Origin of the sequence: Delftia sp. DLF01 (genome assembly GCF_014852125.1) — a bacterium.
GTDB classification, from domain to species: Bacteria; Pseudomonadota; Gammaproteobacteria; order Burkholderiales; family Burkholderiaceae_C; genus Comamonas; species Comamonas acidovorans.
Genome location: NZ_JACVAZ010000004.1, coordinates 439,940 through 461,848, shown reverse-complemented (window position 1 = coordinate 461,848; position 21,909 = coordinate 439,940). Strand labels below are relative to the sequence as shown.

The 21,909-nt window shown below is 66.3% G+C and carries 19 protein-coding genes; 11 read left to right on the top strand and 8 right to left on the bottom strand.

The genetic code is table 11. The annotated features are described in order from the left end of the window. Positions 1-2 precede the first annotated feature (2 nt). The 3 genes from IB269_RS23085 to IB269_RS23075 are packed head-to-tail and all read right to left on the bottom strand — an operon-like array spanning position 3 to position 4,761. Positions 3-1,793 (bottom strand): hydantoinase B/oxoprolinase family protein, encoded by a 1,791-nt coding sequence (locus tag IB269_RS23085; protein ID WP_046239863.1) that lies wholly within the window; start codon positions 1,791-1,793, stop codon positions 3-5. Continuing rightward, positions 1,790-3,886, bottom strand: a complete 2,097-nt coding sequence (locus IB269_RS23080) for a hydantoinase/oxoprolinase family protein (protein ID WP_192368421.1) — start codon at positions 3,884-3,886, stop codon at positions 1,790-1,792. Before IB269_RS23080 ends, IB269_RS23085 begins: the two co-directional genes overlap by 4 nt. Positions 3,887-3,900: 14 nt before the next feature. Continuing rightward, the gene (locus tag IB269_RS23075; RefSeq protein ID WP_192368420.1) at positions 3,901-4,761 is read right to left on the bottom strand and encodes a fumarylacetoacetate hydrolase family protein; all 861 of its coding nucleotides are present in this window, start codon (positions 4,759-4,761) and stop codon (positions 3,901-3,903) included. Between the two features lie 155 nt (positions 4,762-4,916). Here IB269_RS23075 and IB269_RS23070 point away from each other — a divergent pair, with 155 nt between their 5' ends. Continuing rightward, entirely contained in the window at positions 4,917-5,861 is a 945-nt protein-coding gene (locus IB269_RS23070; RefSeq protein WP_192368419.1) for a LysR family transcriptional regulator, read from the top strand. An 86-nt stretch (positions 5,862-5,947) separates the two neighbouring features. On the opposite strand, the gene IB269_RS23065 is transcribed toward IB269_RS23070, so the two are convergent. Then, positions 5,948-6,343, bottom strand: coding sequence for a RidA family protein (locus tag IB269_RS23065; protein ID WP_016445482.1), 396 nt, complete (start codon positions 6,341-6,343; stop codon positions 5,948-5,950). A 156-nt stretch (positions 6,344-6,499) separates the two neighbouring features. Here IB269_RS23065 and IB269_RS23060 point away from each other — a divergent pair, with 156 nt between their 5' ends. Continuing rightward, on the top strand, positions 6,500-7,390 hold the full coding sequence (locus IB269_RS23060; RefSeq protein WP_065345505.1) for a LysR substrate-binding domain-containing protein: 891 nt from the start codon (positions 6,500-6,502) through the stop codon (positions 7,388-7,390). A gap of 17 nt (positions 7,391-7,407) precedes the next feature. On the opposite strand, the gene IB269_RS23055 is transcribed toward IB269_RS23060, so the two are convergent. Continuing rightward, on the bottom strand, positions 7,408-8,388 hold the full coding sequence (locus tag IB269_RS23055; protein ID WP_192368418.1) for a 2-hydroxyacid dehydrogenase: 981 nt from the start codon (positions 8,386-8,388) through the stop codon (positions 7,408-7,410). Further along, positions 8,385-8,798 carry a VOC family protein gene (locus IB269_RS23050; protein ID WP_012207434.1) on the bottom strand — a complete coding sequence of 138 codons (414 nt, stop codon included), beginning with the start codon at positions 8,796-8,798 and terminating at the stop codon, positions 8,385-8,387. Before IB269_RS23050 ends, IB269_RS23055 begins: the two co-directional genes overlap by 4 nt. A 131-nt stretch (positions 8,799-8,929) precedes the next feature. Here IB269_RS23050 and IB269_RS23045 point away from each other — a divergent pair, with 131 nt between their 5' ends. Beyond that, positions 8,930-9,784, top strand: a complete 855-nt coding sequence (locus tag IB269_RS23045; RefSeq protein ID WP_192368417.1) for a LysR substrate-binding domain-containing protein — start codon at positions 8,930-8,932, stop codon at positions 9,782-9,784. A gap of 148 nt (positions 9,785-9,932) precedes the next feature. Here IB269_RS23045 and IB269_RS23040 read toward each other — a convergent pair whose 3' ends face one another. After that, positions 9,933-10,841: a LysR family transcriptional regulator gene (locus IB269_RS23040; protein ID WP_192368416.1), complete on the bottom strand. Its 909-nt coding sequence runs from the start codon at positions 10,839-10,841 to the stop codon at positions 9,933-9,935. A gap of 125 nt (positions 10,842-10,966) precedes the next feature. Here IB269_RS23040 and IB269_RS23035 point away from each other — a divergent pair, with 125 nt between their 5' ends. Beyond that, on the top strand, positions 10,967-11,719 hold the full coding sequence (locus IB269_RS23035; RefSeq protein WP_192368415.1) for an SDR family oxidoreductase: 753 nt from the start codon (positions 10,967-10,969) through the stop codon (positions 11,717-11,719). Positions 11,720-11,893: 174 nt separating this feature from the next. Continuing rightward, a complete protein-coding gene (locus tag IB269_RS23030; protein WP_225614261.1) occupies positions 11,894-12,571 on the top strand; it encodes a glutathione S-transferase family protein in 678 nt (225 codons plus the stop codon). Positions 12,572-12,650: 79 nt separating this feature from the next. Here IB269_RS23030 and IB269_RS23025 read toward each other — a convergent pair whose 3' ends face one another. Next, complete coding sequence (locus IB269_RS23025; protein WP_192368414.1) at positions 12,651-13,535, bottom strand: LysR substrate-binding domain-containing protein; 885 nt, start codon at positions 13,533-13,535, stop codon at positions 12,651-12,653. 133 nt (positions 13,536-13,668) lie between these two features. Here IB269_RS23025 and IB269_RS23020 point away from each other — a divergent pair, with 133 nt between their 5' ends. From IB269_RS23020 to IB269_RS22990, 6 genes are all read left to right on the top strand, one after another. After that, positions 13,669-14,943 carry a ribulose-bisphosphate carboxylase large subunit family protein gene (locus IB269_RS23020; RefSeq protein WP_192368413.1) on the top strand — a complete coding sequence of 425 codons (1,275 nt, stop codon included), beginning with the start codon at positions 13,669-13,671 and terminating at the stop codon, positions 14,941-14,943. Positions 14,944-14,951: 8 nt separating this feature from the next. After that, positions 14,952-16,361: a four-carbon acid sugar kinase family protein gene (locus IB269_RS23015; RefSeq protein ID WP_192368412.1), complete on the top strand. Its 1,410-nt coding sequence runs from the start codon at positions 14,952-14,954 to the stop codon at positions 16,359-16,361. An 18-nt stretch (positions 16,362-16,379) separates the two neighbouring features. Continuing rightward, entirely contained in the window at positions 16,380-17,399 is a 1,020-nt protein-coding gene (locus IB269_RS23010; RefSeq protein ID WP_012207442.1) for a TRAP transporter substrate-binding protein, read from the top strand. A 5-nt stretch (positions 17,400-17,404) separates the two neighbouring features. After that, on the top strand, positions 17,405-19,276 hold the full coding sequence (locus IB269_RS23005) for a TRAP transporter large permease subunit (RefSeq protein WP_097201388.1): 1,872 nt from the start codon (positions 17,405-17,407) through the stop codon (positions 19,274-19,276). A gap of 29 nt (positions 19,277-19,305) precedes the next feature. Next, positions 19,306-20,076: an SDR family NAD(P)-dependent oxidoreductase gene (locus tag IB269_RS23000; protein ID WP_012207444.1), complete on the top strand. Its 771-nt coding sequence runs from the start codon at positions 19,306-19,308 to the stop codon at positions 20,074-20,076. Between the two features lie 408 nt (positions 20,077-20,484). Then, positions 20,485-21,903, top strand: a complete 1,419-nt coding sequence (locus tag IB269_RS22990; protein WP_192368411.1) for an RtcB family protein — start codon at positions 20,485-20,487, stop codon at positions 21,901-21,903. Positions 21,904-21,909: the final 6 nt, after the last annotated feature.

Sequence of the window (21,909 nt, the reverse complement as noted above, 5' to 3'; positions counted from 1 at the left end):
GCTCACTGCCCGTCCCAGGCCACGGCTGATGTTGCCGCTGCGGCCGACGGAGACCTGCCGCTGCGCAGCGCCTGCGTGCCCTCGTGGTCCACCTGTCCCTGGCCATCCAGCGCCACGCGGTAGACCTCGCGGGCCACCTGGGCGCTCACATAGCCTTCGCGCACGTCCTCGGCCACCTTGTCCAGTTCGCGCGCCAGCGGGTCGCCAAAGCCCCCGCCGCCGCCCGACAGCATGCGATAGGCATCGCCGCGTTCCAGGCGCACGTTGAAGATCTTGGCGTTGGCATGGTCGGTCTTCCACTCGCCCTTGTGGCGCACGGCCAGGCCGTTGCCCATGGCGTCGCCGCCGCCCTCCAGGCCCCAGGGCTTGCAGTGCACGCGGTCGATGCGCGTGGTGACGGTGAAGGGCGACAGCGCCTGCACCACCATCTCCGCGCCCAGGCCGCCCCGGTACTGGCCCGCGCCGGCCGAGTCCTGGCGGATCTCGTACTTCTCCACCAGCACCGGGTACTTGGCCTCGAGCTGCTCGGTGGGGCTGTTGTGGGTGTCGCCGTCATTGATGCAGACGGTGACGGACACGCCGTCCTCGCGGCTCTTGGCGCCCCAGCCGCCGCCCAGCGGGCCGATGCCGACGATGAACAGCCGCCCGTCCTCGGGCGAGATGCCATGGATGTTGGGAAACACCAGGTCCGCATGGTGGCCCGCGATGGAGCGGTCGGGAATCGCCGGCGCCAGGGCCTTGAAGATGGTGTCGATCACCGTCATGGGGAAGGTCATCCACACGCGCATGGGATACGGCCTCTCGGCGCTGATCACCGTGCCCATGGGCATGATCACCTTGAGCGGCCGAAAGCTGCCGTCGTTGACCGGGTAGTCGGTCGGCGTGGTGAGGCATTTGTAGGCCACCTGCGCGCAGGCGATGCCCGTGGTGAAGCCCGAGTTGTAGAAGCCGCGCACCTGCTTGGAGACGTCCGACAGGTCCACCGTCATCTCGTCGCCCTGCACCGTGACCTTGACGCGGATGGGAATGCGCTTGCCGATGTCCAGCCCGTCGTCGTCCATGAAGGACTCGGCCTCGTACACGCCATCGGGAATCGACAGCGTGTTCTTGCGCGCCACGGCCTCGCTGGAATCCATGATCTGCGCGATGGCGCCGTTGACCGCATCCACGCCATAGCGCTGCAGCAGTTCCACATAGCGGCGCTCGCCCGTGGTGATGGCCGTGATCTGCGCGCGCAGATCGCCCAGGGCCCGCTCGGCCAGGCGCACGTTCATCGCGATGATGTCGATCAGGTCCTGGTTGACCTCGCCCTGGCGCTGGTACTTCATGATGGGGATCTGTATCCCCTCGCTGAAGATGTCCGTGGTGACGTTGCCCAGCGTGCCGCCCACGTCCAGCCAGTGGGCCATGCAGCAGGTGAAGCCTTCGAGCCGGCCCTCATGGAACACCGGCATGGTGAACGTGAAGTGGTTCAGGTGGCTGCCGGTGGTGTAGGCATCGTTGGTGACCAGGATGTCGCCGGGCAGGATGTTCTCGTAGCCGAAGTGGCGGATCTTGGCCTTGACCGTCTCCGACATGCCGCGGATGAACATGGGCAGGCCCAGGCCGATGGACACCGTGTCGCCCTCGCGCGTGAACAGGCCGACCGTGAAGTCCAGCGCCTCGTAGATGATGAGGTTGTAGGCCGTGCGCGTCAGGTTGGTCTTCATCTCCTCCGTGACGGCGTACAGGCCGTTGCGGATGATCTCGACGGTGACCGGATCGACGGGCCTGGAGTCAGTGGGGTGGTTCATGTGCGGTCGCTCCCGATGTCGATTTGCAGATTGCCCAGTTCGTCCACGCGCAGCCGGTCGCCGGGCTGCACGACGGTGGTGGATGCGTGTTCCTCGATCAGCGCGGGCCCCGCGATCTCGTTGCCCGCCAGCAGGCGCTCGCGCAGATGCACCGGCGTGTCCACCCAGCCGCTGGAGCGGAAATAGACGGGCTTGACCGTGCGCACGGAGGCACGGCTGGGCTCGGCACTGCCGCGCTCCACGCTGTGCCGGGGCGGTTTCTTCATCGTGCCCAGCACGGTGACGCGCAGGCTCACGAGGTCGGCCGGCTCCTGCGGGGCCGAGGTGCCGTAGCGCACCTTGTGCAGCTCGTCGAACTGGCGCTTGATGGCCGAGCGGTCCCGGCCCTCGAAGAAGGCCATGGGCAGGTCCACGGTCACCGCATGCTCCTGGCCCACGTAGCGCATGTCGGCGGCGCGCTCGATCACGATGCCGTCCGGCGCGATGCCGGACTGCGCCAGCGCGGCGCGGCCCTCGTCCTCCATGCTCTGGTAGGCGGCCTCGATCTCCTCGAAGGACACCTCGCCCAGCTTGCGGAACACCGAGCGCACGTAGTCGTAGCGCAGGTCGGAGAACAGCATTCCGTAGGCCGAGAAATAGCCGGGCGCATAGGGAATCAGCACCTTGCGGATGCCGATCTCGCGCGCAATGGCCGAGGCGTGCAGCGGCCCCGCGCCGCCGTAGACGACCATGGTGAAGCTGCCCGCATCCAGGCCGCGCTCGGTGGTCACGGCCTTGACGGCATGCGACATCTGCGTCACGGCGATGCGCAGGATGCCGTCGGCCGCCTCGGTGGGCTCCAGGCCCAGCGGGGTCGCCACGCGCTCGGCCATCTGGCGCTGGCAGGCGTCCATGTCCAGCTGCAGCTCGCCGCCCAGGAAATGCTCCGCGTCCAGCCGGCCCAGCACCAGGTTGGCGTCGGTCACCGTGGGCTCCAGCCCGCCACGGCCATAGGCCACGGGGCCGGGGATGGAGCCGGCGCTCTGCGGGCCCACGCGCAGCGCGTTGCCCGTCTCCACGCGGGCGATGGAGCCGCCGCCCGTGCCCACTTCGTGGATGTCCATCATCGGGATCTGTATCGGCAGGGCCTGCTCATAGCCGCCGATCAGCGCCGAGCCCGTGGTCAGCGGCCGGCCCTCGCTGATCACGCCGGCCTTGGCCGTGGTGCCGCCCATGTCGAAGGCGATGGCGTCGCCCATGCCCAGTTGCGCACAGATGGCCTGGGCGCCGATCACGCCGGCCGCCGGACCCGATTCGAGCATGCGCACGCAGCCCACCTTGGCATGCTCGACCGGGAACAGGCCGCCCGTGGACTGCACGATGTAGAAATCGCCCTCGAAGCCCTTGCCGCCCAGGTGGCTCTCCAGCTGGCCCAGGTACTGCGACACGCGCGGCCCCACATAGGCATTGGCCACGGCGGTGGACACGCGCTCGAACTCGCGGTACTCCTGCGACAGCTCGTGCGAGGCGCAGACAAAGGCGCCCGGCATCTCTTCCTGCAGGATCTGCTTGACGCGCTGCTCGTGCGCCGGGTTGCGGTAGGAATGCAGCAGCAGCACGGCCACGGCCTCCACGCCCTGCCCTGACAGCTCGCGGGCCAGCTCGCGCACGGCCGCCTCGTCCAGCGGCTTGTGCAGGCTGCCGTCGGCGCGCAGGCGCTCGGACACCTCATGGCGCAGCGAGCGCCGCACCAGCGGCTGGTGCTTGTTGAAGAACAGGTTGTAGGCATCGGGCCGGTTCACGCGGCCGATCTCGTAGATGTCGCGAAAGCCCTCGGTGATCAGCAGCGCGGTGTGGGCGCCATTGCGCTCCAGCAGCGTGTTGATGGCAATGGTGGAGCCGTGCAGGAACAGATGGCCGTCGCGCCAGTCGATGCCCGCGCTGTCTATCGTGGCCTGGATGCCGTTGACCAGCTCGCCATGCGTGGACAGGGCCTTGCCGAACAGCAGCTGGCCGCTGGCCTCGTCGAACGCCGCCATGTCGGTGAAGGTGCCGCCGATATCGACGGCAATGCGCAGCCGGGGCCGCTGCGAAATCGCTTGTTGGTTATCCATGAATTTCTCCGGAGTCAGACGGCAGCGCTATCAGTGCCGATACGGTTGCGCAGCACGCCCAGCCCAGTGATCTCGACCTCGACCACATCGCCATGCTTCATGTACAGAGGCGGCTCGCGGCGGTCGCCCACGCCGCCCGGCGTGCCCGTGGCGATCACGTCGCCGGGCGACAGCGGCGTGAAGCGCGACACATAGGACACGATGGTGGGGATGTCGAAGATCAGGTCGCCCAGGCTGGCCTGCTGCACCACGCTGCCGTTCAGGCGCGTCTGCAGCGCCAGGCTGCGCACGTCGGCCACCTCGTCGCGCGTGACCAGCCAGGGGCCGAAGGGCGCCGTGCCGGGAAAGTTCTTGCCGGGCGTGAACTGGTGCGTATGGCGCTGCCAGTCGCGCACGCTCACATCGTTGAAGCAGGCATAGCCAGCGATGTGGTCGAAGGCATCTTCCTTTGCAATGTGGCGCCCGCCCCGGCCGATGACGAAGGCCAGCTCGCCCTCCCAGTCGAAACGCTCCGAGAAGGCCGGGCGCAGCAGCTCGTCGCCATCGGCGGCCAGGCTGTCGTTGAAGCGCAGGAACAGAGACGGGTGCTCGCTGTCAGCGCGCCGCGTCTCGGCCACATGGGTCTTGTAGTTCAGGCCCACGCAGATGAGCTTGCCGGGGTTGGGGATGACGGGCAGCGCCTGGGTCTGCGCCGCATCGACGGGCACGGCGCCGGCCTGCAGGGCCTGCTCCAGCTCGCCCAGCGCCTGTGCGCGCAGCACGGACAGCAGGTCGGGATGGCGGGCGAGAAAGTCGGCGGGCGGCTGCAGGAAGCGCTCGGCCAGAACCTGCCCGTAGCGGGGCTGTCCGGCATGAATGAAGCTGGCGAGTTTCAACGGATTTTCCTTAGGTTCGGTGTCTGGAAAACCTGCCACGGCAAGGCCGCTGGCAAGGCATGACTGCACTGTAGAAATCCCGTTGATATCTGGATAGATAGAATTTCAGGCTTTCAGAATTGCCTCATAAGGCATACCTCAACCGGGTAACCACCATGCACCTGCCCAGCGTCAAGCTCTTCCTCGAGGTCTCCGAAGCCGGCAGCATCAGCAAGGTCGCGGCACGGCGGCACACCGTGCAGTCGCACATCAGCCGGCAGATCAGCGAGTTCGAAGCGTCTCTGGGCGGCCCCTTGCTGCGGCGCACGGGCCGGGGCGTCACGCTGACGCCGCTGGGCGCGCGGGCCGCGCTGCGGCTGCGCAGTTGGCTGCAGGAAACCGAGCAATTGCAGGAAACACTGCGTGCGGACGCAGGCCAGCTATGGGGCGAGGTGCGGCTGGGCATCGTGCCTTCGGCCGCGCACCCGCTGATGACGCATGTGTTCGACTGGCTGCAGCGCGAGCACCCCGGCATACGCCTGAACATCACCGAGGCCCAGGGCACGGAGCTCGACGCGCTGCTGGACAGCGGCGCCGTGGACCTGGCCATCCTCTTTCGCTTCGCGCGCCCGGCCGGCGGCGACGAGCGGCTGCTGAGCACCGCGCACAGCTATCTGGTGTCGCGCCCAGGCGGCCCCTTGACCCTGGCGCCCACCACGGAGTTCGCCGCGCTCGACGGCCTGCAACTGGTGCTGCCGCGACGCCCCAGCCATTGGCGCGACGCGCTCGATGAGGCCGCGCACAGCCACGGCTTTCGGCTCGCGGCTGCCGCCGAGGCCGACTCGCTGACCGTACAAAAGGAACTCGTGGCCCACGCGCCCGGCCTCTACTCGGTGATCGGCCCGTATTCCATCGATGCCGAACTGCGCCAGGGCCGGCTGCAGGCCAGCCGCCTGGTCAACCCCGGCCTGGTGCGCCATGTGACGCTGGCCCTGCCCCGGCACGGCAAGCTCACCCAGGCCTGCCGCGTGGTGGGCGATGCCATCGAGGCCTTGACGCAGGCCTGGGGACAGCAGCTGTCGCCGGGGCCGCTGAGCACCTCGGGACTGCTCGGCGGTTGAAGGCATCAGATATCGGCCCCATCGGCTCCAGTCGTCGGCCATGCACGCCGTGGCCAGGCCATCGGAACAGAACGGCCGCAACCATGTCAGCGCGCCTGGCCATCACGCACGGCTGCAATGGCCTCGATCTCGATCATGGCCGCCGGGTCGTACAGCGCCTGGATCTGGGCAATCGTGTCGGCCGGATAGGGGGCGCCGAAGAACTCGCGGCGCAGGGCGACCACCTCGTCGAAGTGGCCCATGTCGGTGACGAAGATGGTGACCTTGATCACGTCCTTCAGGCTGGAGCCGCCCGCCTCCAGCGCGCGGCGCAGATTGGCAAACGCCTGCCGGCCCTGGGCCAGGAAGCCGCCCGGCACGATGCGGCCATCGTCTCCGGCGCCGGCCTGGCCGGAGATGAACAGCAGCTCGCCAAAGCGAATGCCTTGCGACAGCAAAAACGGCTCGTAGGGGTCGGGTTGCGTGGTGACACGGTGCAGCATGGTTTCATTTCCTTCATCCATCCCCGGCAGGATCGCGCTTGGGGCATGGGTGGACGATAGGCAAGTCGGATGATTGCGACAAAGGTTCATTTGTCAGGCATAAGATGAGTTTTCCTCACCCCATTCCTCACCCGACCCTTGCGTCCTCCAGCCCTCATGCAACGCAATCAGCTGCCGCTTTCCGCACTGCGCGCCTTCGAGGCCGCCGCCCGCCTGGGCAGCTTCAAGCAGGCCGCCGACGACCTGGCCGTGACACCCACGGCCATCAGCCACCAGATCCGCGCGCTGGAGGAGCAGCTGGGCCTGGCGCTGTTCGATCGCCAGGTACGCAAGGTGGTGCTGACCGAGGCCGGCGCCCAGCTCTATCCGGTGCTGCGCGATGGTTTCGACGCCTTTGCCGCCACGCTGGAGCGCCTGCTGCAAAAGCGCCTGCGCGCCCAGGTCAGCATCTCGGCCACCAATGCGTTCACCGTGAAATGGCTGGTGCCGCGCATGGCCAGCTTCCGCGCGATGCACCCCGAGGTGGACCTGCAACTGCAGGCCTCGGACGATGTGGTGGACCTGCGCTCCCATGCCGTCGATATCGCCGTGCGCTACGGGCGCGGCCCCTATCCGGGCCTGGTGGCCGAGCCCCTGTTCAGCGACCGCTTTGCGCCCGTGGCCAATCCCCGGCTGGGCGTGCTGGGTCCGGCCGACCTGGCCCGCCTGCCGCTGATCCGCTTTGACTGGAAGACGGCGCACGCCAGCAATCCCACCTGGGAGCGCTGGTTTGACGAGGCAGGCCTGGCCTGGAATTCACCGGCGGGGCAACTGCGCTTTTCCGATGAGGGCCATGCCATCCAGGCGGCCATTGCCGGCCATGGCATTGCCCTGTTGAGCCTGGCCCTGGTGGCCGAGGACATTGCGGCCGGCCACCTGCTGCAGCCCTTCGGCCCCTCGATCACCGGCCATACCTACCATCTGGCCGTGGGTGAGCAACGGAAGCCGGGTCCCCATGTGCGCGCCGTCATGGACTGGCTCAGAAGCCAGTCCATGACCGTGCCATAGCCGTACCGTAGCCGCCCTCAGTAGCCCCGTGCCGCGTCCACCGCCTGCGGCAGCTCGCCGCTGGCGCGCCAGCGCCGGATGTTGCCCGCCACGATGGCCGATGCCGTCGCGCGGTCCGTGGGTGCCGAGATGTGGGGCAGCACGGTCACGGCGGGGTGCGCCCACTGCCAGGACGATTCTGGCAGGGGCTCCTGCTCGAACACGTCCAGCACGGCATGGGCCAGGCGGCCGCCGTCCAGGGCGGCGCGCAGCGCGGCATCGTCCACGATGGGGCCGCGCGCAAAGTTGATCAGCGAGGCATGGGCAGGCAGCGCGGCCAGCGCCTGCGCGCCGACGATGCCGCGCGTCTGCGGCGTGAGCGGCAGCAGGCACACGAGGATGTCGGTCTGCGCCAGCATGGCGGGCAGCTCGGCATCACCCGCATGGCATTGCACGCCTTCCATCTGCCTGGGCGTGCGGCTCCAGCCGCGCACCTGGAAGCCTGCCGCCAGCAGCCGCTGCGCGGCGGCCTTGCCCAGTGCGCCCAGGCCCAGCAGCGATACCGTCCTGTCCTGCGCGCGCACGCCGTCATGCGCCAGCCATTGGCGCGCGGCCTGCTGCCGGGCATAGCGCGGCATGTCGCGGTGCAGGTACAGGGTCCAGGCCAGCACGGCCTCGGCCATGGTGTCGGCCAGTTGCGGGTCCACCAGGCGGACGATGCGCAGGTCGGTATCGCCCAGGTCGGCCACCAGGCGCTCCACGCCAGCCCAGACGCTGTGCACCCATTGCAGGCGCGGCAGCGTGCGCAGGTCGGCGGGCTGGGGGTTGGCGACGATGGCGACCTCGCAGGCCGCGCGCTGGTCCGCATCCAGCGTATCGAGCGCCACCACGCGCTCCTCTGGCAGGGCGGCCTGCAGGGCCTGCAGCCAGGCTTGGGCTGCCGGGTAGCCGGGTGCGCAGAGGAAAGGGAGCGGGGGGAGCGGGGGGAGCGGGGGGAGCGGGGGGAGCGAACCGCTCATTTGGCGAAGACCTTGTCCAGGTCGGCGAAGCCCTTGACCTCGATGGGATTGCCGCTGGGGTCGCGGAAGAACATGGTGGCCTGCTCGCCGGGCTCGCCCTCGAAGCGGATGCCGGGCTGCAGCACGAAGTCCACCACGCCGCCCGACAGCCGCGCGGCCAGGGCCTTCCAGTCGTCCATGGCCATCACCAGGCCCAGGTGGGGCATGGGCACCATGTGGTCGCCCACGCGGCCGGTGTTCGTGACCGGGAAGGGCTCGCCCAGGTGCAGCGAGATCTGGTGGCCGAAGAAGTCGAAGTCCACCCAGGTCTCGGTGCTGCGGCCTTCCTGGCAGCCGAGCAGCGTGCCGTAGAAGGCGCGCGCTTCGTCCAGATCGCGGACATGGTAGGCAAGGTGGAAGCTGGTGCGCATGGCTGATCCTTTGGTTGTGCTTGTGGTGCAGGCAGGTTCGCAGGCCGTGGCCTGCCGTGGGTGGCGCGAGCCTAGCAGAGGCTTTTCAAAAGTGATAGCGTTGATTTCTTTGCAATCCCCAAGGAAATCTTTTGGAGACCCGCTATCTCAAGAGCCTGATCGCCGTGGTGGACAGCGGCTCCATCGCCGATGCGGCGCGCGCCGAGCACCTGACCGCCGCCGCCGTGGGCCAGCGCGTGCAGGCGCTGGAGCGCGAGCTGGGCTTTGCCCTGCTTTCGCGCAGCGGCCATGCGGCCCGCCCCACCCAGGCCTGCCTGGCCCTGCTGCCGCGCGCGCGGCGCCTGGTGCGCGAGGCCGCGCTGCTGGGCAGCGATGCCAGCGCCGATGGCCTGGCCGGCACGCTGCGCATCGGCGCCATCTCGACCGCGCTCACGGGCATGCTACCGGCTGCGCTGCGCAAGCTCACGCAGGCGGCGCCGCAGTGCCGGCCCGTCATCGTGCCGGGCACCTCGCGCGCACTGTTCCAGATGCTGCAGGCCGGCGAGCTCGATGCCGCCGTCATCGTGGCGCCCCCTTTTGAACTGCCCAAGGCGCTGCGCAGCGTGCAGCTGCGCAGCGAGCCGCTGGTGCTGCTGGCCCCGCCCCAGGCACGCGGCCGGCCGGCCACGCTGCTGCGCAGCCTGCCCTACATACGCTACGACCCCGATGCCTGGGGAGGCCGCCATGCGGCCGACTGGCTGGCCGACCAGGGGCTGGAGCCCGCGGTGCTGTGCGACCTGGACGCGCTGGAGGCCATCGCCATGCTGGCCGCCGACGGCATGGGCGTGGGCCTGGTGCCGCACTGGACGGGCCTGGAACGCTTCATGGGCGACTGCCGCATGCTGCCCATTGCGGGCGCCGCCTATGAGCGCGCCATCTGGCTGGTGACCAGCGCCGATCCCGACCTGCCGCGCATGGCCGAGCTGCTGGAGGGCGCACTCGCTTAGGGAATGTCTCGCATGGACTTCTCAAGAAAAGCAAGATTCGGCAGAGCAAGGGGCTGAAGGGTTTGCAGTCTCACATTCGGCCTGTCGATGCAAGGTGTTCGTACTGCTCGCCCTGATGGCATTCGCGGGTGACCGACGAACGAAACATTTATAGATTCGGCAAAGGAGTGCGGCCATTCAAGGCAGGAATCCTCGAAAACAACTCACCCATAAAGTCCATGAACACGACAGCCCGCGTGGGTAGCAACCTGTTGGCCACATAGACGATCTGCACCGGTACGGACGGAGCCGCATGATCCGTCAGAATGAACTGCAATCGGCCGCTGTTCAGCCCGCCCTCAAACAGCCACGCAGGTCCTTGTGCTACGCCCAGGCCTGCCGTGACCGCGGCACTCACTGCGTCGGGCGAGTTCACCCTGAGCCTGCCGGAAACCGGGATGTCCGCGTCGCGGAATCGCCAGATCGCCCCGGACGACAACAGGGTGTAGATGATGCAATCGTGATCGCGCAGGTCATCTGGAGTCTGCGGAACTCCACGTTTGGCCAGGTAGTCCTTGCTGGCCACGAAGACGCGGTCGTACCATCCAAGACGCCGGGCCCGCAAGCTACTGTCCTCCAAGTGTCCGATGCGAATGGCGATTTCGGTCCCTTCGTTGACCAAGTCCACGTATCGATCGTTGAATTGAAGATCCAAGGTCAATTGGGGATAGCGTTCCAAAAAGGTCGGCACGTGTGGCAACACAAATGCGTGTGCGAGAGCCGTTGGGCAGGCTACGCGCAAGAGCCCTGATGGCTCGACGTTGTTCCTGAAGGACGATTCGGATTCATCTACCGCATCCAGGATTCGCCGGATGTCCGCGTAGTAGCGTTCGCCCTCCGGCGTCAAAGATAGCTTTCGCGTGGACCGGTGGAGCAGGCGCGCCTGCAAATGATCTTCCAGCGCCGCCACATAGCGACTGACATTGGGTTGCCCCAGGCCCAGATCACGCCCCGCAGCAGAAAAGCTTCCAGTTTCTACGGCGCGCGCGAAGCAGTTCATCAAAAGAAATCGGTCCATTACTCACCTCAATTCATGCAGTTTCAGCATGAATCTTATACATAAGTCATATCTTATGTATTTTTTTGCATGGATGCATCATTCCTGCGGTCGACCTGGTCGGTCGTCGTTCTCAGGAGAAATCAATGTCGCGCTTGCAAGGTAAACGTACTCTCATCACTGGCGGCACGAGTGGCATCGGGCTGGAAACCGCAAAGCAGTTTCTGGAGGAAGGCGCCCGCGTCATCGTCACGGGCGTAAATCCCGATTCGATCGCAAAGGCACAAGCCGAACTGGGCCCCGAAGTTCAGGTGCTGCGCGCCGACTCGGCCAGCGTTGCTGCCCAAAAGGAATTGGCACAGATCATCAAGGAGCACTACGGCCAACTGGACATTGCCTTCCTCAATGCCGGCGTATCTGTCTGGCTGCCCATCGAGGAATGGTCGGAAGAGATGTTTGACCGCTCTTTCGACATCAACGTCAAGGGCCCCTACTTCCTGATGCAGGCACTGCTCCCGATCTTCGCGAATCCCGCCTCCGTCGTGCTCAACACCTCCGTCAGCGCGCATGCAGGCGCAGCCCGCTCGTCCGTGTATGCCGCCACGAAGGCCGCATTCTTGAACATGTCGAAGACGCTTTCGACTGAATTGCTGGGACGTGGCATCCGTGTCAATGCGGTCAGCCCCGGACCGATCGAAACGCCGCTGTACGACAAGCTCGGGATTCCGGACGCGCACCGCGAGCAGGTCAACAAAGATATTGCGGCGAGCATTCCGCTTGGGCGCTTCGGCACGGCCGACGAGGTGACTAAAGCCGTGCTGTATCTGGCTTCCGACGAGTCGCGTTGGACGGTGGGCTCTGAAATCGTCGTTGACGGCGGCCGCCTGCTCAATGGCTAAGCGCGCAGCCCAGGAGGTCGGCGAAAGCGTGTTGGCTCGGGCAGAGTCAACGAGGCGCTGACGGCCTGCTTCAGCGCTGCGTGACAGCTCCTCCACTCCAGGCAAAGGAAACAGCGGTACGTGGCCCCATGCCGCTGTTTCCCCTGCACAAACCCTCCAGAGCCTCACATCACTATGACTGCACTTACCCTGATAAGCCACCCGCTGTGCCCCTTCGTCCAGCGCGCCGTGATCGTGCTTCTTGAGAAGGGTGTGGAATTCGATCGGATAGACGTCGATCTGTCAGCCAAGCCAGACTGGTTCTTGGCACTTTCACCGACCGGCAAGGTGCCGGTGCTCAAGGTGCGCCAAGCGAATGCCGAGGACGCGATCCTGTTCGAAAGCGTCGTCATCTGCGAGTACCTCAATGAAACGCAAGGCGGTGCGCCGATGTACCCCGTTGATGCATTGCCTCGTGCACAGCACCGCGCGTGGATCGAGTTTGCCGCCCAGGCCTTCGCCGAAGGCTGGCAGTTCCTCCACGCTCGCGACTCTGCAACCGCCGATGCCAAGCGCGCTGCATTTCGCGAACGGCTGGGCAAGCTGGAGTCAGAAATGGATACAGGGCCATTTTTCGCAGGCGAGGCCTTTGGCATGGTCGATGCGGTTTACGCCCCGCTGTTCCGATACTTCGACATCACCCCCGCGACGGTCGCGTATCAGGTCTTCGACGGCCTTCCGCGCATTTCAGCGTGGCGATCGGCGCTTGCGGAGCGCCCCAGCGTGAGGCATGCCGTCGTCGAAGACTATGCCGATCGTTTCCAGAGGCATCTGCGCGAGCAAGGCTCATTCATCGCTGTTTCCTCACGGTAACGATCAACCAGCCCAAATCTTCCAATCAGGAGTCAAAAACATGCTCCTCCATCAAAGATCCGCACTGACCGCAGATCATCTACGGCTCCGATGCGCGCAACTCATCGTGCAACCAGTCGACCAGCTTCACCACATCAGGTCTGCGGCTAAGGTGTGGAGCAGTCCAGATCGCTAGTCGGTTGGGGCCACACACAAAGCCCATGGGAGCAACCAAGGTGCCGCTCATCAGATCATCTCGGACCAGCATATGGGGCACATTCGCCATACCCAGACCACAACGGGCGCCTTGGATAAGCAGGTAGAAGTGGGCGAATGACTCATCTACGCGCAACTCCGGGCTCATTTGCCCACTGCAACTGGCCCAGTCGGCCCAGGCTGTTGGTCGGGTGAGCGAGATCATCAGCCGTGCTCGAGCGAGATCTTCGAAGGACTCGATGCGGTGGTTCTGCAGATACCCAGGTGAGCATACCGGCCCAATCCATTCATGAGCCACATCCGCTCGGACAGCCTCCTTTGGGGGGTCAATCGATGACAGACGAATGGCCACACTGACCTTGTCATAAGCGAAGTCGATCGGACCATGGCTCATGTTGAAGCGAAGCTCCACCTCGGGGTTGATCTCCTTGAAGCGATTCAGCCTGGGAATGAGCCAGTACATCATGATCGACTCCGAACATGCCAATGTGAGCGGGCCAGGCTTGAGTTGCTCGACACTTGACTGAATCAGACCAAAGGCCGTAGAGAGGCCTTCCGCCAAGCGCAACCCTTCGTTTGTTGGCGTCGCACCTTGCGCTGTGCGTTGCAGAAGCGCCAGGCCCAGCGAGTCTTCAAGCGTGCGGATATGGCGACTCACCGCGCCATGCGTCACCGAGAGTTCTTCAGCTGCCGCGCTGAAGCTGCGCAAACGCGCTGTCGCCTCAAAGGCGCGCAATCCGTTGAGCGAAAGTCGATGGGGCGTGGCCATGGCGAGTTTTTGATCTAGGGTCAACCCGTACGTTTTGTGAGTTTATATCACAGCCATTCGAAATTGAATCGTTTGCCTCATTGGTTTGTGACGCCTACCCTTCGGTCTATCAAAGACAGAAGCTCACAGCCTCATGAACAACATCGCCCCGCGTAAAGAGTTCACCGCCCGCTATTTCGTCGAAAGCTCGGTCGCCTCCGAAAAGATCGCGCAGGTGATCTCCGGCGAACAGTCCAGCGGCACCTTCCTTTCACTGCCCGGTGAGACCGATGAACTGAAAGAGCGGTCCCGCGCGCGGATCGCCAGCATCAAGCCACTCGCACCCGGGCTTCAGCCGACGCTTCCAAGCGCCTATGTCGGCCGGCATCCGCACGGCGGCGTCTTCCACCGCGCGGAGATTGAGATCGCGTTCCCTGTCGCCAACGTCGGAGCCAATCTGTCGAGCATGCTGGCCACCATCGCGGGCAACCTGTACGAGCTCGGTGAAGTCACCGGCCTGCGCCTGCTCGACCTTGATCTCGCCCCCGAATACGCCGCGCAGTTCGCCGGCCCCGCCTTCGGCATCCCCGGCACCCGGCGTCTCGCCGGCGTCCATGGCCGGCCGTTGATCGGCACCATCATCAAGCCCAGCATCGGTCTCACGCCCGCACAGACCGCCGAATTGGTCGACAGCCTCTGTGCAGCCGGCATCGACTTCATCAAGGACGATGAACTGATCGCCGACCCGCCGTACGCGCCGTTCGACGAGCGCCTGCGCGCCGTCATGCCGGTGTTGCAACGCCATGCCGATCGCCTCGGTCGCATGCCGATGTACGCGATCAACATCTCGGGTTCGGTCGACGAGATGCTGCGCCGCCACGACGCCGTGCTCGCCGCAGGCGGCAGCTGCGTGATGGTGAGCATCAACTGGGTCGGATTCAGCGCCGTCGAACACCTTCGCCGCCACTCGCAGTTGCCGATCCATGGTCATCGCAATGGCTGGGGCGCGTTCACGCGCCATGGAGGGCTCGGCTTCTCGTTCCAGGCCTACCAGAAGCTGTGGCGCCTGGCCGGCGTGGATCACCTGCACTGCAACGGCATCCGCAGCAAGTTCTGGGAGCCGGACGACTCGGTGATCGCCTCCGCGAAGGCTTGCCTGGCGCCCTGGGCGGGACTGCAGCCGCTGATGCCGGTGTTCTCGTCGGGTCAATGGGCCGGCCTGGCGCCCGACCTGTACGGCGCGCTCGGCGCGGTGGACCTGATGCACCTCGCGGGCGGCGGGATCATCGGCCACCCCGACGGCATCGCCGCAGGCGTGGCAAGCATGCGCGAAGGCTGGGAGGCGGCGGTGGCCGGCGTGAGCCTGGAGCACTATGCCGATGCGCACCCAGCGCTACAGCGCGCGCTGGTTCATTTCGCCAACCTGTAGGAGCCGGTATGAAGCTTGCCTTCTACGGTGACGATTTCACCGGGTCTACCGATGCACTCGAAGTGCTGGCGTTCGCCGGCCTGAACTGCGCACTGTTCCTCGACGTGCCCGACGAGCAGACGCTGGCCGAGTTCGGACCTTTCGACGCGATCGGCGTGGCGGGCGCGAGCCGCGCGATGTCGCCGGCCGAGATGGACGCGCAACTCGCACCCGTGCTTGCAGCGATGTCCCGCCTGCCTGTGCCGCTGGTGCACTACAAGGTCTGCTCGACCTTCGACAGCTCACCAACCATCGGCAGCATCGGGCGGGTCATGGACCTTTCTCGCACGGCCTTCGGTGACACCGCGATTCCCATCGTTGCCGCCACCCCCGCGCTCGGCCGCTACTGCGCCTTCGGCAATCTGTTCGCGCGCTCCGGCACCGACGACCGTGTGCATCGCATCGATCGCCACCCAATCATGAGCGTGCACCCTGTAACGCCGATGCACGAGGCGGATCTGGCGCGCCACCTCGCAGGGCAGACCGCGATGCCTGTCACCGGCTTCACGCTGCCGCAACTCACACTCGACCGCACCGAGATGGCGGGCGAGTTGCAGCGCCTGGTTGACGCCACGTCGGGCGGCGCGGTGCTGCTGGACGGCACCACGACTGAGCACTTGACCGAGACCGGCCGGCTGCTCGATGGGCTCGCTGGTGCGGCTCAGGGCCGCCAGACACCCTTGTTCTGCATCGGCGGTTCGGGTCTCGAATATGCGCTGACGCAGTGGTGGCACGAGACCGGCGCCCTGCCATCCATCCCGACTACGCACGACCGCTTCGACGGCGTGCCGCAGGTGCTGGCCGTCTCAGGCAGCGCTTCGCCGCTGAGCGCGCTGCAGATCGACGCAGCCGTTGATGCGGGCTTCGTCGAGTTGCCGGTGGACGCTGCCGCGTTGGTCGCAGCGAGCGATCCCGCAGCGGAACTCGCCCGCCTCGTCGATCAGGCCCTGCTAGCGCTGCGCGCCGGCCACAGCGTGATGCTGCACAGCGCGCGCGGCCCGAAGGACCCGCGTATCGAAGCGATGCTGTCCGCGCTCGCCAAGCAAGGCATCAGCCGGGAGCAGGCCCGCCACGAAGGCGGCCGCCTGCTGGGACACCGCTTCGGCGACCTCGTCGATGCGCTGCTGCGTGCGCATCCTCTCAAGCGCCTGCTGCTGTCGGGTGGCGACACCTCCAGCCACGTCACGCAGCGACTAGCCCCGCAGGCTCTGCGCGTCGTCGCCCGGTTGGCGCCAGGCGCTCCGCTGTGCCGCGCCATCTCGCGCGAGCCGCACCTGGCACAGCTCGAAATTGCGCTCAAGGGCGGCCAGATGGGCCAGCCCGACTATTTCGTCAAGGCGTTGCTCGGCACGGCCGACGCCCACCTCTCACTTCCATAAACAACAGGAGACATAACCATGAATTCGATCGACCGCCGACGTGCCATCGTGACTGGCGCCGCACTGATCAGCGCACCGGCATTGGTGCTGCCGCGCTTCGCGCGCGCCGCCGAATTTACCTACAAGTTCGGGACCAACCTGCCGGCGACACATCCCCTCAACGTGCGAGCGATGCAGGCCGCTGAGCGCATCCTGAAAGACACGGGTGGCCAGGTTCAGATCAACGTCTTCCCGAACAACCAACTCGGCAACGACGCCGACATGCTCTCGCAGCTGCGCGCAGGCGGGCTCGAGTTCTTCACCGTCTCGGGCGTGAACGTGCTGTCGCAGCTCGTGCCCGTCTCATCGATGTGGGGGCTTGGATTCGCCTGGGCGAACGACGAGGCCGTCAACAAGGCGCTGGACGGTGATCTCGGCAAATTTCTGCGCGCGCAGTTCCCCAAGGTCGGCCTGATGGCGATGGACACCGTGTGGAGTTCCGGCTTCCGGCAGATCACCAACAGCGTCCGTCCGATCAACACGCCCGACGACCTCAAGGGCTTGAAGATTCGCGTACCGGTTAGCCCTCTGTGGACCTCGCTGTTCAAGCATCTCGGCGCCGCACCCACTTCTATCAACTTCGCGGAGACATATTCGTCTCTGCAGACGAAGGTGGTCGATGGTCAGGAGAACCCTTTGGCGATCATCTCGATCGCCAAACTCTACGAGGTGCAAAAGTACTGTTCCATGACCAACCACATGTGGGATGGCTATTGGTGCATGACGAACCAAAAGGTCTGGAGCCGCATGCCCGAGAAGGTAAGGCCCATCATTGCCAAGCACCTGAACCAGGCTGCGCTCGACATGCGCGCCGATGGCGCGAAGCTCGACGCCTCGTTGCGGCCCGAGCTGACTTCCAGGGGGCTGGCCTTCAACGACCCGGAAATCGGGCCGTTCCGTGCGCGGCTTCTTGCGTCAGGCTTCTACGCCGAGTGGAAGAAGAAGTATGGCGATGAGGCCTGGGCCTTGCTCGAGAAGCACACCGGCAAGCTGGGCTGACCGAGATGCACGCCACACCCATCTCCGAAGACGGCCCGCAGCGCGGCGTCGTCGCTGCCTGGGCGCAGCGCGCCCATCAAGCGCTGGGACACCTGCTCGGCTTACCCGTCGCGCTGCTGGTGGCCACCGAAATCGCCGTGCTGCTGGCCGGCGTGGTCGCGCGCTACATGTTCCACTATCCGTTGATCTGGTCGGATGAGGTCGCCTCGATCCTGTTCCTGTGGCTGGCGATGCTGGGCTCTGCGGTCGCCTTCCAGCGCGGCGAGCACATGCGCATGACGGCAGTGGTGGGCAAGCTCGCGCCCGAAGCGCGCGCCTTCCTTGATGTGCTTGCCACCGCAGCGGCGCTGGCATTCCTGCTGCTGGTGCTGCCGCATGCATATGAATACGCGGTGGAGGAGGCGATGATGCGCACGCCAGCGCTGGATCTGCAGAATTCATGGCGCGCGGCCGCGATGACCGCAGGATTCGGGGCGATGGCGCTGCTGGCCGTACTGCGGCTCGTCGCGGTGGGGCGGCCGCGCCAAGTGATGGCCGCCGTCGGCTTGGTCGTCGCCCTGATGGTCGTGATGACGCTGCTGCAACCGGTGTGGCGACAGCTCGGCAACGCCAATCTGGTGGTCTTCTTCGTGGTCGTCGTCGCTGGGGCAGTGTTCGCCGGCGTGCCGATTGCCTTCGCCTTCGGCCTTGCAACGCTGGGCTATGTGATGCTGGCGACGAACACGCCCGTTCTGATCGTCGTCGGTCGCATGGACGAGGGCGTCAGCCACCTGATCCTGCTGTCGGTGCCATTGTTTGTCTTCCTGGGCCAACTGATCGAGATGACGGGCATGGCGCGTGCGATGGTGGCGTTCCTCGCCAGCCTGCTGGGGCACGTGCGCGGGGGCCTGCATTACGTGCTGCTTGGCGCGATGTATCTCGTCTCCGGCATCTCAGGTTCGAAGGCCGCAGACATGGCAGCCGTGGCACCGGTGCTGTTCCCCGAGATGAGGAAGCGCGGCGCCAAGGAAGGCGACCTGGTCGCGCTGCTGTCGGCCACCGGGGCACAGACCGAGACCATTCCGCCATCCATTGTGCTGATCACGATAGGCTCGGTCACCGGCGTGTCGATCGCCGCGTTGTTCACCGGCGGCCTGCTGCCAGGCCTCGTGCTGGCCGTGACGCTGATGGCGGTAGTGTGGGCCCGCTATCGGCATGAAGACCTGAGCGGCGTGCAGCGTGCCAGCCGGCGTGAGATCGGTCGGGCATTTCTGATTGCGCTCCCGGCCATCGCGCTGCCGTTCATCATCCGCGCCGCTGTGGTGGAAGGTGTCGCGACTGCCACAGAGGTCTCCACCATCGGCATCGCCTACGGCGTGCTCGCCGGCCTGTTGATCTACCGGCAGTTCGACTGGAAGCGGATCTATCCGATGCTGGTGGATACCGCAAGCCTGTCAGGCTCGATCCTGCTGATCATCGGTGCGGCCACCGCGATGGCCTGGGGCCTGACGCAATCGGGCTTCTCGAACACGCTGAGCCAGGCCATGCGTGAGCTGCCTGGCGGGGCTGCAGGCTTCATGGCGGTATCGGTCGTCGCCTTCATCGTGCTGGGAAGCATGCTCGAGGGCATCCCCGCGATTGTGCTGTTTGGCCCATTGCTGTTCCCGATTGCCCGCACCGTGGGCATCCATGAGGTGCACTACTCGATGGTGGTCATCCTCGCGATGGGCCTCGGCCTGTTCGCGCCGCCTTTCGGTGTGGGTTACTACGCCGCTTGCGCGATCGGCCGCGTCAACCCCGACGAAGGCATCCGACCGATTGGCGCCTACATGCTGGCCTTGTTCGTCGGCCTCGTGATCGTCGCGGCGGTGCCGTGGATCTCGATCGGCTTCCTTTGAACCCTTCTACCTTCTTATTGGTACCCGACATGACCACCATTTCCGAATCACGTGTCGCGCTCGTCACCGGCGGCGCCAAGGGCATCGGCGCAGAGGTGTGCGCCCGTCTGGCGGTCCTCGGCCACCATGTCCTCGTGGCCGACCTCGATGTCGATGCGGCGACGGCGACGGCACTCGAGCTAAGTGCTGCCGGCGGCCGGGCCACCGCGCTGCGGCTGGACGTCGGCAAGCCCGAGGCTATTGCCACGGCGTTCGAGCAGGTCGAGCGCGAGCACGGGCGCTGCGACATCCTTGTCAACTCTGCCGGCATTGCGAAGGTCTTCCCCTTCATCGACTTCCCGCTCGACAACTTCGTCGCGACGATGAACGTCAACGTCACCGGCACGCTGCTGTGCGCGCAAGCGGCGGCTCGGCTGATGGTGAAGCAGGGCTGGGGCCGCATCGTCAACATCGCGTCTGTTGCCGGCATGCGCGCAGTGGGGAGCGGCCGCACCGCCTACGGCACGTCCAAAGGGGCGGTGATTGCGCTGACGCGGCAGATGGCCGTGGAACTGGCCGAGCACGGGATTACCGCCAACGCGGTGGCTCCAGGCCCCGTCGATACGCCGATGACGCAGGCGCTGCACACCGCGCAGTTCCGCGCCGAATATTCGAAGGCCATTCCGATGAACCGCTACGGCACCTGTGGGGAGATCGCCTCGGCCGTGACCTACTTGGTGTCCGAAGACGCTCGGTACGTAACCGGCATCGCGATGCCCGTCGATGGCGGCTTTCTCGCGTCAGGCGCACGCGGCATATAAGGCCCCAAAACCTCCAAGGGCACCATGCGCGGTCTTCTCCACGCCACGCTCGGCCCTTGGGCTGCGACCTTTCCATCATCCGCGCCCTGTTGCACGCTGGCGCTGGCGCCTTTCGCCCGAACTTCAGCCACGCAACCCACACCCAGCACCAGGAAAGGCTGGACCTGATCTGCCGCGTCGAGCGCGAGACTGGCCGGCCGACCGGCCGATCGATCGGCGTGCTGCTCAAGCTGCAAGAACCGAAGCCGCAGACGATTCGGAAATCTGCCGCTATACTGCGCCCCTTCTTTCTTGAACGAGCTGCTGCAGGAAAGACGTTTTCCGGGCCTTTGCCGCCCGGGTGTCTTTCATCGTCCGTACACCCATCGGACGCGGCGAGCGCCAACCAGGCCTCGCGGATCTGCAGCCATGAGCACTCCTCAACGACTCCAGCGTGCCTTTGCACGCACGGGCGTCTCCCTCGACTATCGCGACGGCATCTACCACGTGCGCGATGGCCTGGCCGAGGCCCATATTCTTCTTCCCGACAGCCTTCCCCTGGAGGACAAGGCCGTGCGCCAGCTGCTGGCCTTTGCAGCCGTGCGCCGGCATGACGGCCAGGGCAGCCACGGCGCCGTCTGCCGCGCCTGCGCCACGCCCGACTTCCATCCGGGCACGGTGGCGCCCGTGGGCAGCGTGGTGGCCACGCCATCGGACTTCGTCATTCCGGCCGCCATCGGCACGGACATCAACTGCAGCGTGCGCCTGCTGACCACGGGCGCCCGGCTGGACCAGCTGGCGCCGCACAAGGGCCGGCTGGTGGAACTGCTGACCGCCAGCCTGCTGGGCAGCGGGCGCGACGTGCCCGTGACCACGGCCGCCTTCCGCGCGCTGTTCGACCACGGGCCGGCCGCCTTTGTGGACCGGCTGAACGGCCAGGGCCTTTGGGGCCATGTCGACAGGGACCGCCTGCACCGCGAGCTGGCCGCCTGCATCGGCCTGGACAGCTTCGCTGGCAGCGCCCGCCACGCGCCCCATGCCTATCTGCAGGAGCGCCATGCCGTGTTCCGCGACCCGTGCCTGGGCACGGTGGGATCGGGCAACCATTTCGTGGAACTGCAGGTGGTCGACGAGGTGCTGGACCGCCACGCGGCCTACCGCGCCGGACTGCGCGCGGGCGACGTGGTGGTGATGATCCACAGCGGCTCGCGCGACCTGGGCTTTTACGTGGGCCAGGCCTGGATGGACCGCGCCCGGGCCGAGTGGCCGCAAGGCGTGAAGCACCCTGCCAGCGGTCTGTACGGCCTGTCGGGTCCGCTGGCCGGCGAGTACCTGCAGGCCATGGGCGTGGCGGCGCGCTATGCCTGGGCCAACCGCGTGGTGCTGGCCGAGCTGGTGCGCAAGGACCTGGAGCAGATCGTGGGCGCAGCGGATTCGCACCTGGTGGTCGATGTGCCGCACAACGTGGTCCTGCAGCAAGGCGGCATGAACATCCACCGCAAGGGCGCCACGCCGGCCAACGAGGGCGACTTCGCGCTGATCCCGGGGTCCATGGGCGATGCCTCGTACCTGGTCACGGGCCTGGGCGCGGCCGATTGGCTCTGGTCCTGCAGCCATGGCGCGGGGCGGCGCATGCGCCGCCAGGCCGTGCGCGCGCTGCGCCCCGAGGCCCGTGCAGGCCATGCGGCCGAGCAGGGCTGGCAATGCGTGACGCTGCGCGAGGAGCGCCGCATCGAGGAGGCGCCCGAAGCCTACAAGCCCATCGGCCCGGTCATCGAGTCGCAGGAGGCCGCCGGCCTGATCCACGCCGCCGTGAAGCTCAGGCCCTGGATCACCTTCAAGGCCTGAGCACCG

Bases quoted from the DNA above. Each gene is read 5' to 3' on its own strand.
- IB269_RS23070 (WP_192368419.1), top strand. From the start codon at position 4,917: ATGCACCTGCCCAGCGTCAAGCTCTTCCTCGAGGTCTCCGAAGCCGGC.
- IB269_RS23020 (WP_192368413.1), top strand. From the start codon at position 13,669: ATGAACAACATCGCCCCGCGTAAAGAGTTCACCGCCCGCTATTTCGTC.
- IB269_RS23000 (WP_012207444.1), top strand. From the start codon at position 19,306: ATGACCACCATTTCCGAATCACGTGTCGCGCTCGTCACCGGCGGCGCC.
- IB269_RS23055 (WP_192368418.1), bottom strand. From the start codon at position 8,388: ATGAGCGGTTCGCTCCCCCCGCTCCCCCCGCTCCCCCCGCTCCCCCCG.
- IB269_RS23040 (WP_192368416.1), bottom strand. From the start codon at position 10,841: ATGGACCGATTTCTTTTGATGAACTGCTTCGCGCGCGCCGTAGAAACT.
- IB269_RS23060 (WP_065345505.1), top strand. From the start codon at position 6,500: ATGCAACGCAATCAGCTGCCGCTTTCCGCACTGCGCGCCTTCGAGGCC.
- IB269_RS23080 (WP_192368421.1), bottom strand. From the start codon at position 3,886: ATGGATAACCAACAAGCGATTTCGCAGCGGCCCCGGCTGCGCATTGCC.
- IB269_RS23050 (WP_012207434.1), bottom strand. From the start codon at position 8,798: ATGCGCACCAGCTTCCACCTTGCCTACCATGTCCGCGATCTGGACGAA.
- IB269_RS22990 (WP_192368411.1), top strand. From the start codon at position 20,485: ATGAGCACTCCTCAACGACTCCAGCGTGCCTTTGCACGCACGGGCGTC.
- IB269_RS23035 (WP_192368415.1), top strand. From the start codon at position 10,967: ATGTCGCGCTTGCAAGGTAAACGTACTCTCATCACTGGCGGCACGAGT.
- IB269_RS23085 (WP_046239863.1), bottom strand. From the start codon at position 1,793: ATGAACCACCCCACTGACTCCAGGCCCGTCGATCCGGTCACCGTCGAG.
- IB269_RS23065 (WP_016445482.1), bottom strand. From the start codon at position 6,343: ATGCTGCACCGTGTCACCACGCAACCCGACCCCTACGAGCCGTTTTTG.
- IB269_RS23015 (WP_192368412.1), top strand. From the start codon at position 14,952: ATGAAGCTTGCCTTCTACGGTGACGATTTCACCGGGTCTACCGATGCA.
- IB269_RS23010 (WP_012207442.1), top strand. From the start codon at position 16,380: ATGAATTCGATCGACCGCCGACGTGCCATCGTGACTGGCGCCGCACTG.
- IB269_RS23030 (WP_225614261.1), top strand. From the start codon at position 11,894: ATGACTGCACTTACCCTGATAAGCCACCCGCTGTGCCCCTTCGTCCAG.
- IB269_RS23005 (WP_097201388.1), top strand. From the start codon at position 17,405: ATGCACGCCACACCCATCTCCGAAGACGGCCCGCAGCGCGGCGTCGTC.
- IB269_RS23025 (WP_192368414.1), bottom strand. From the start codon at position 13,535: ATGGCCACGCCCCATCGACTTTCGCTCAACGGATTGCGCGCCTTTGAG.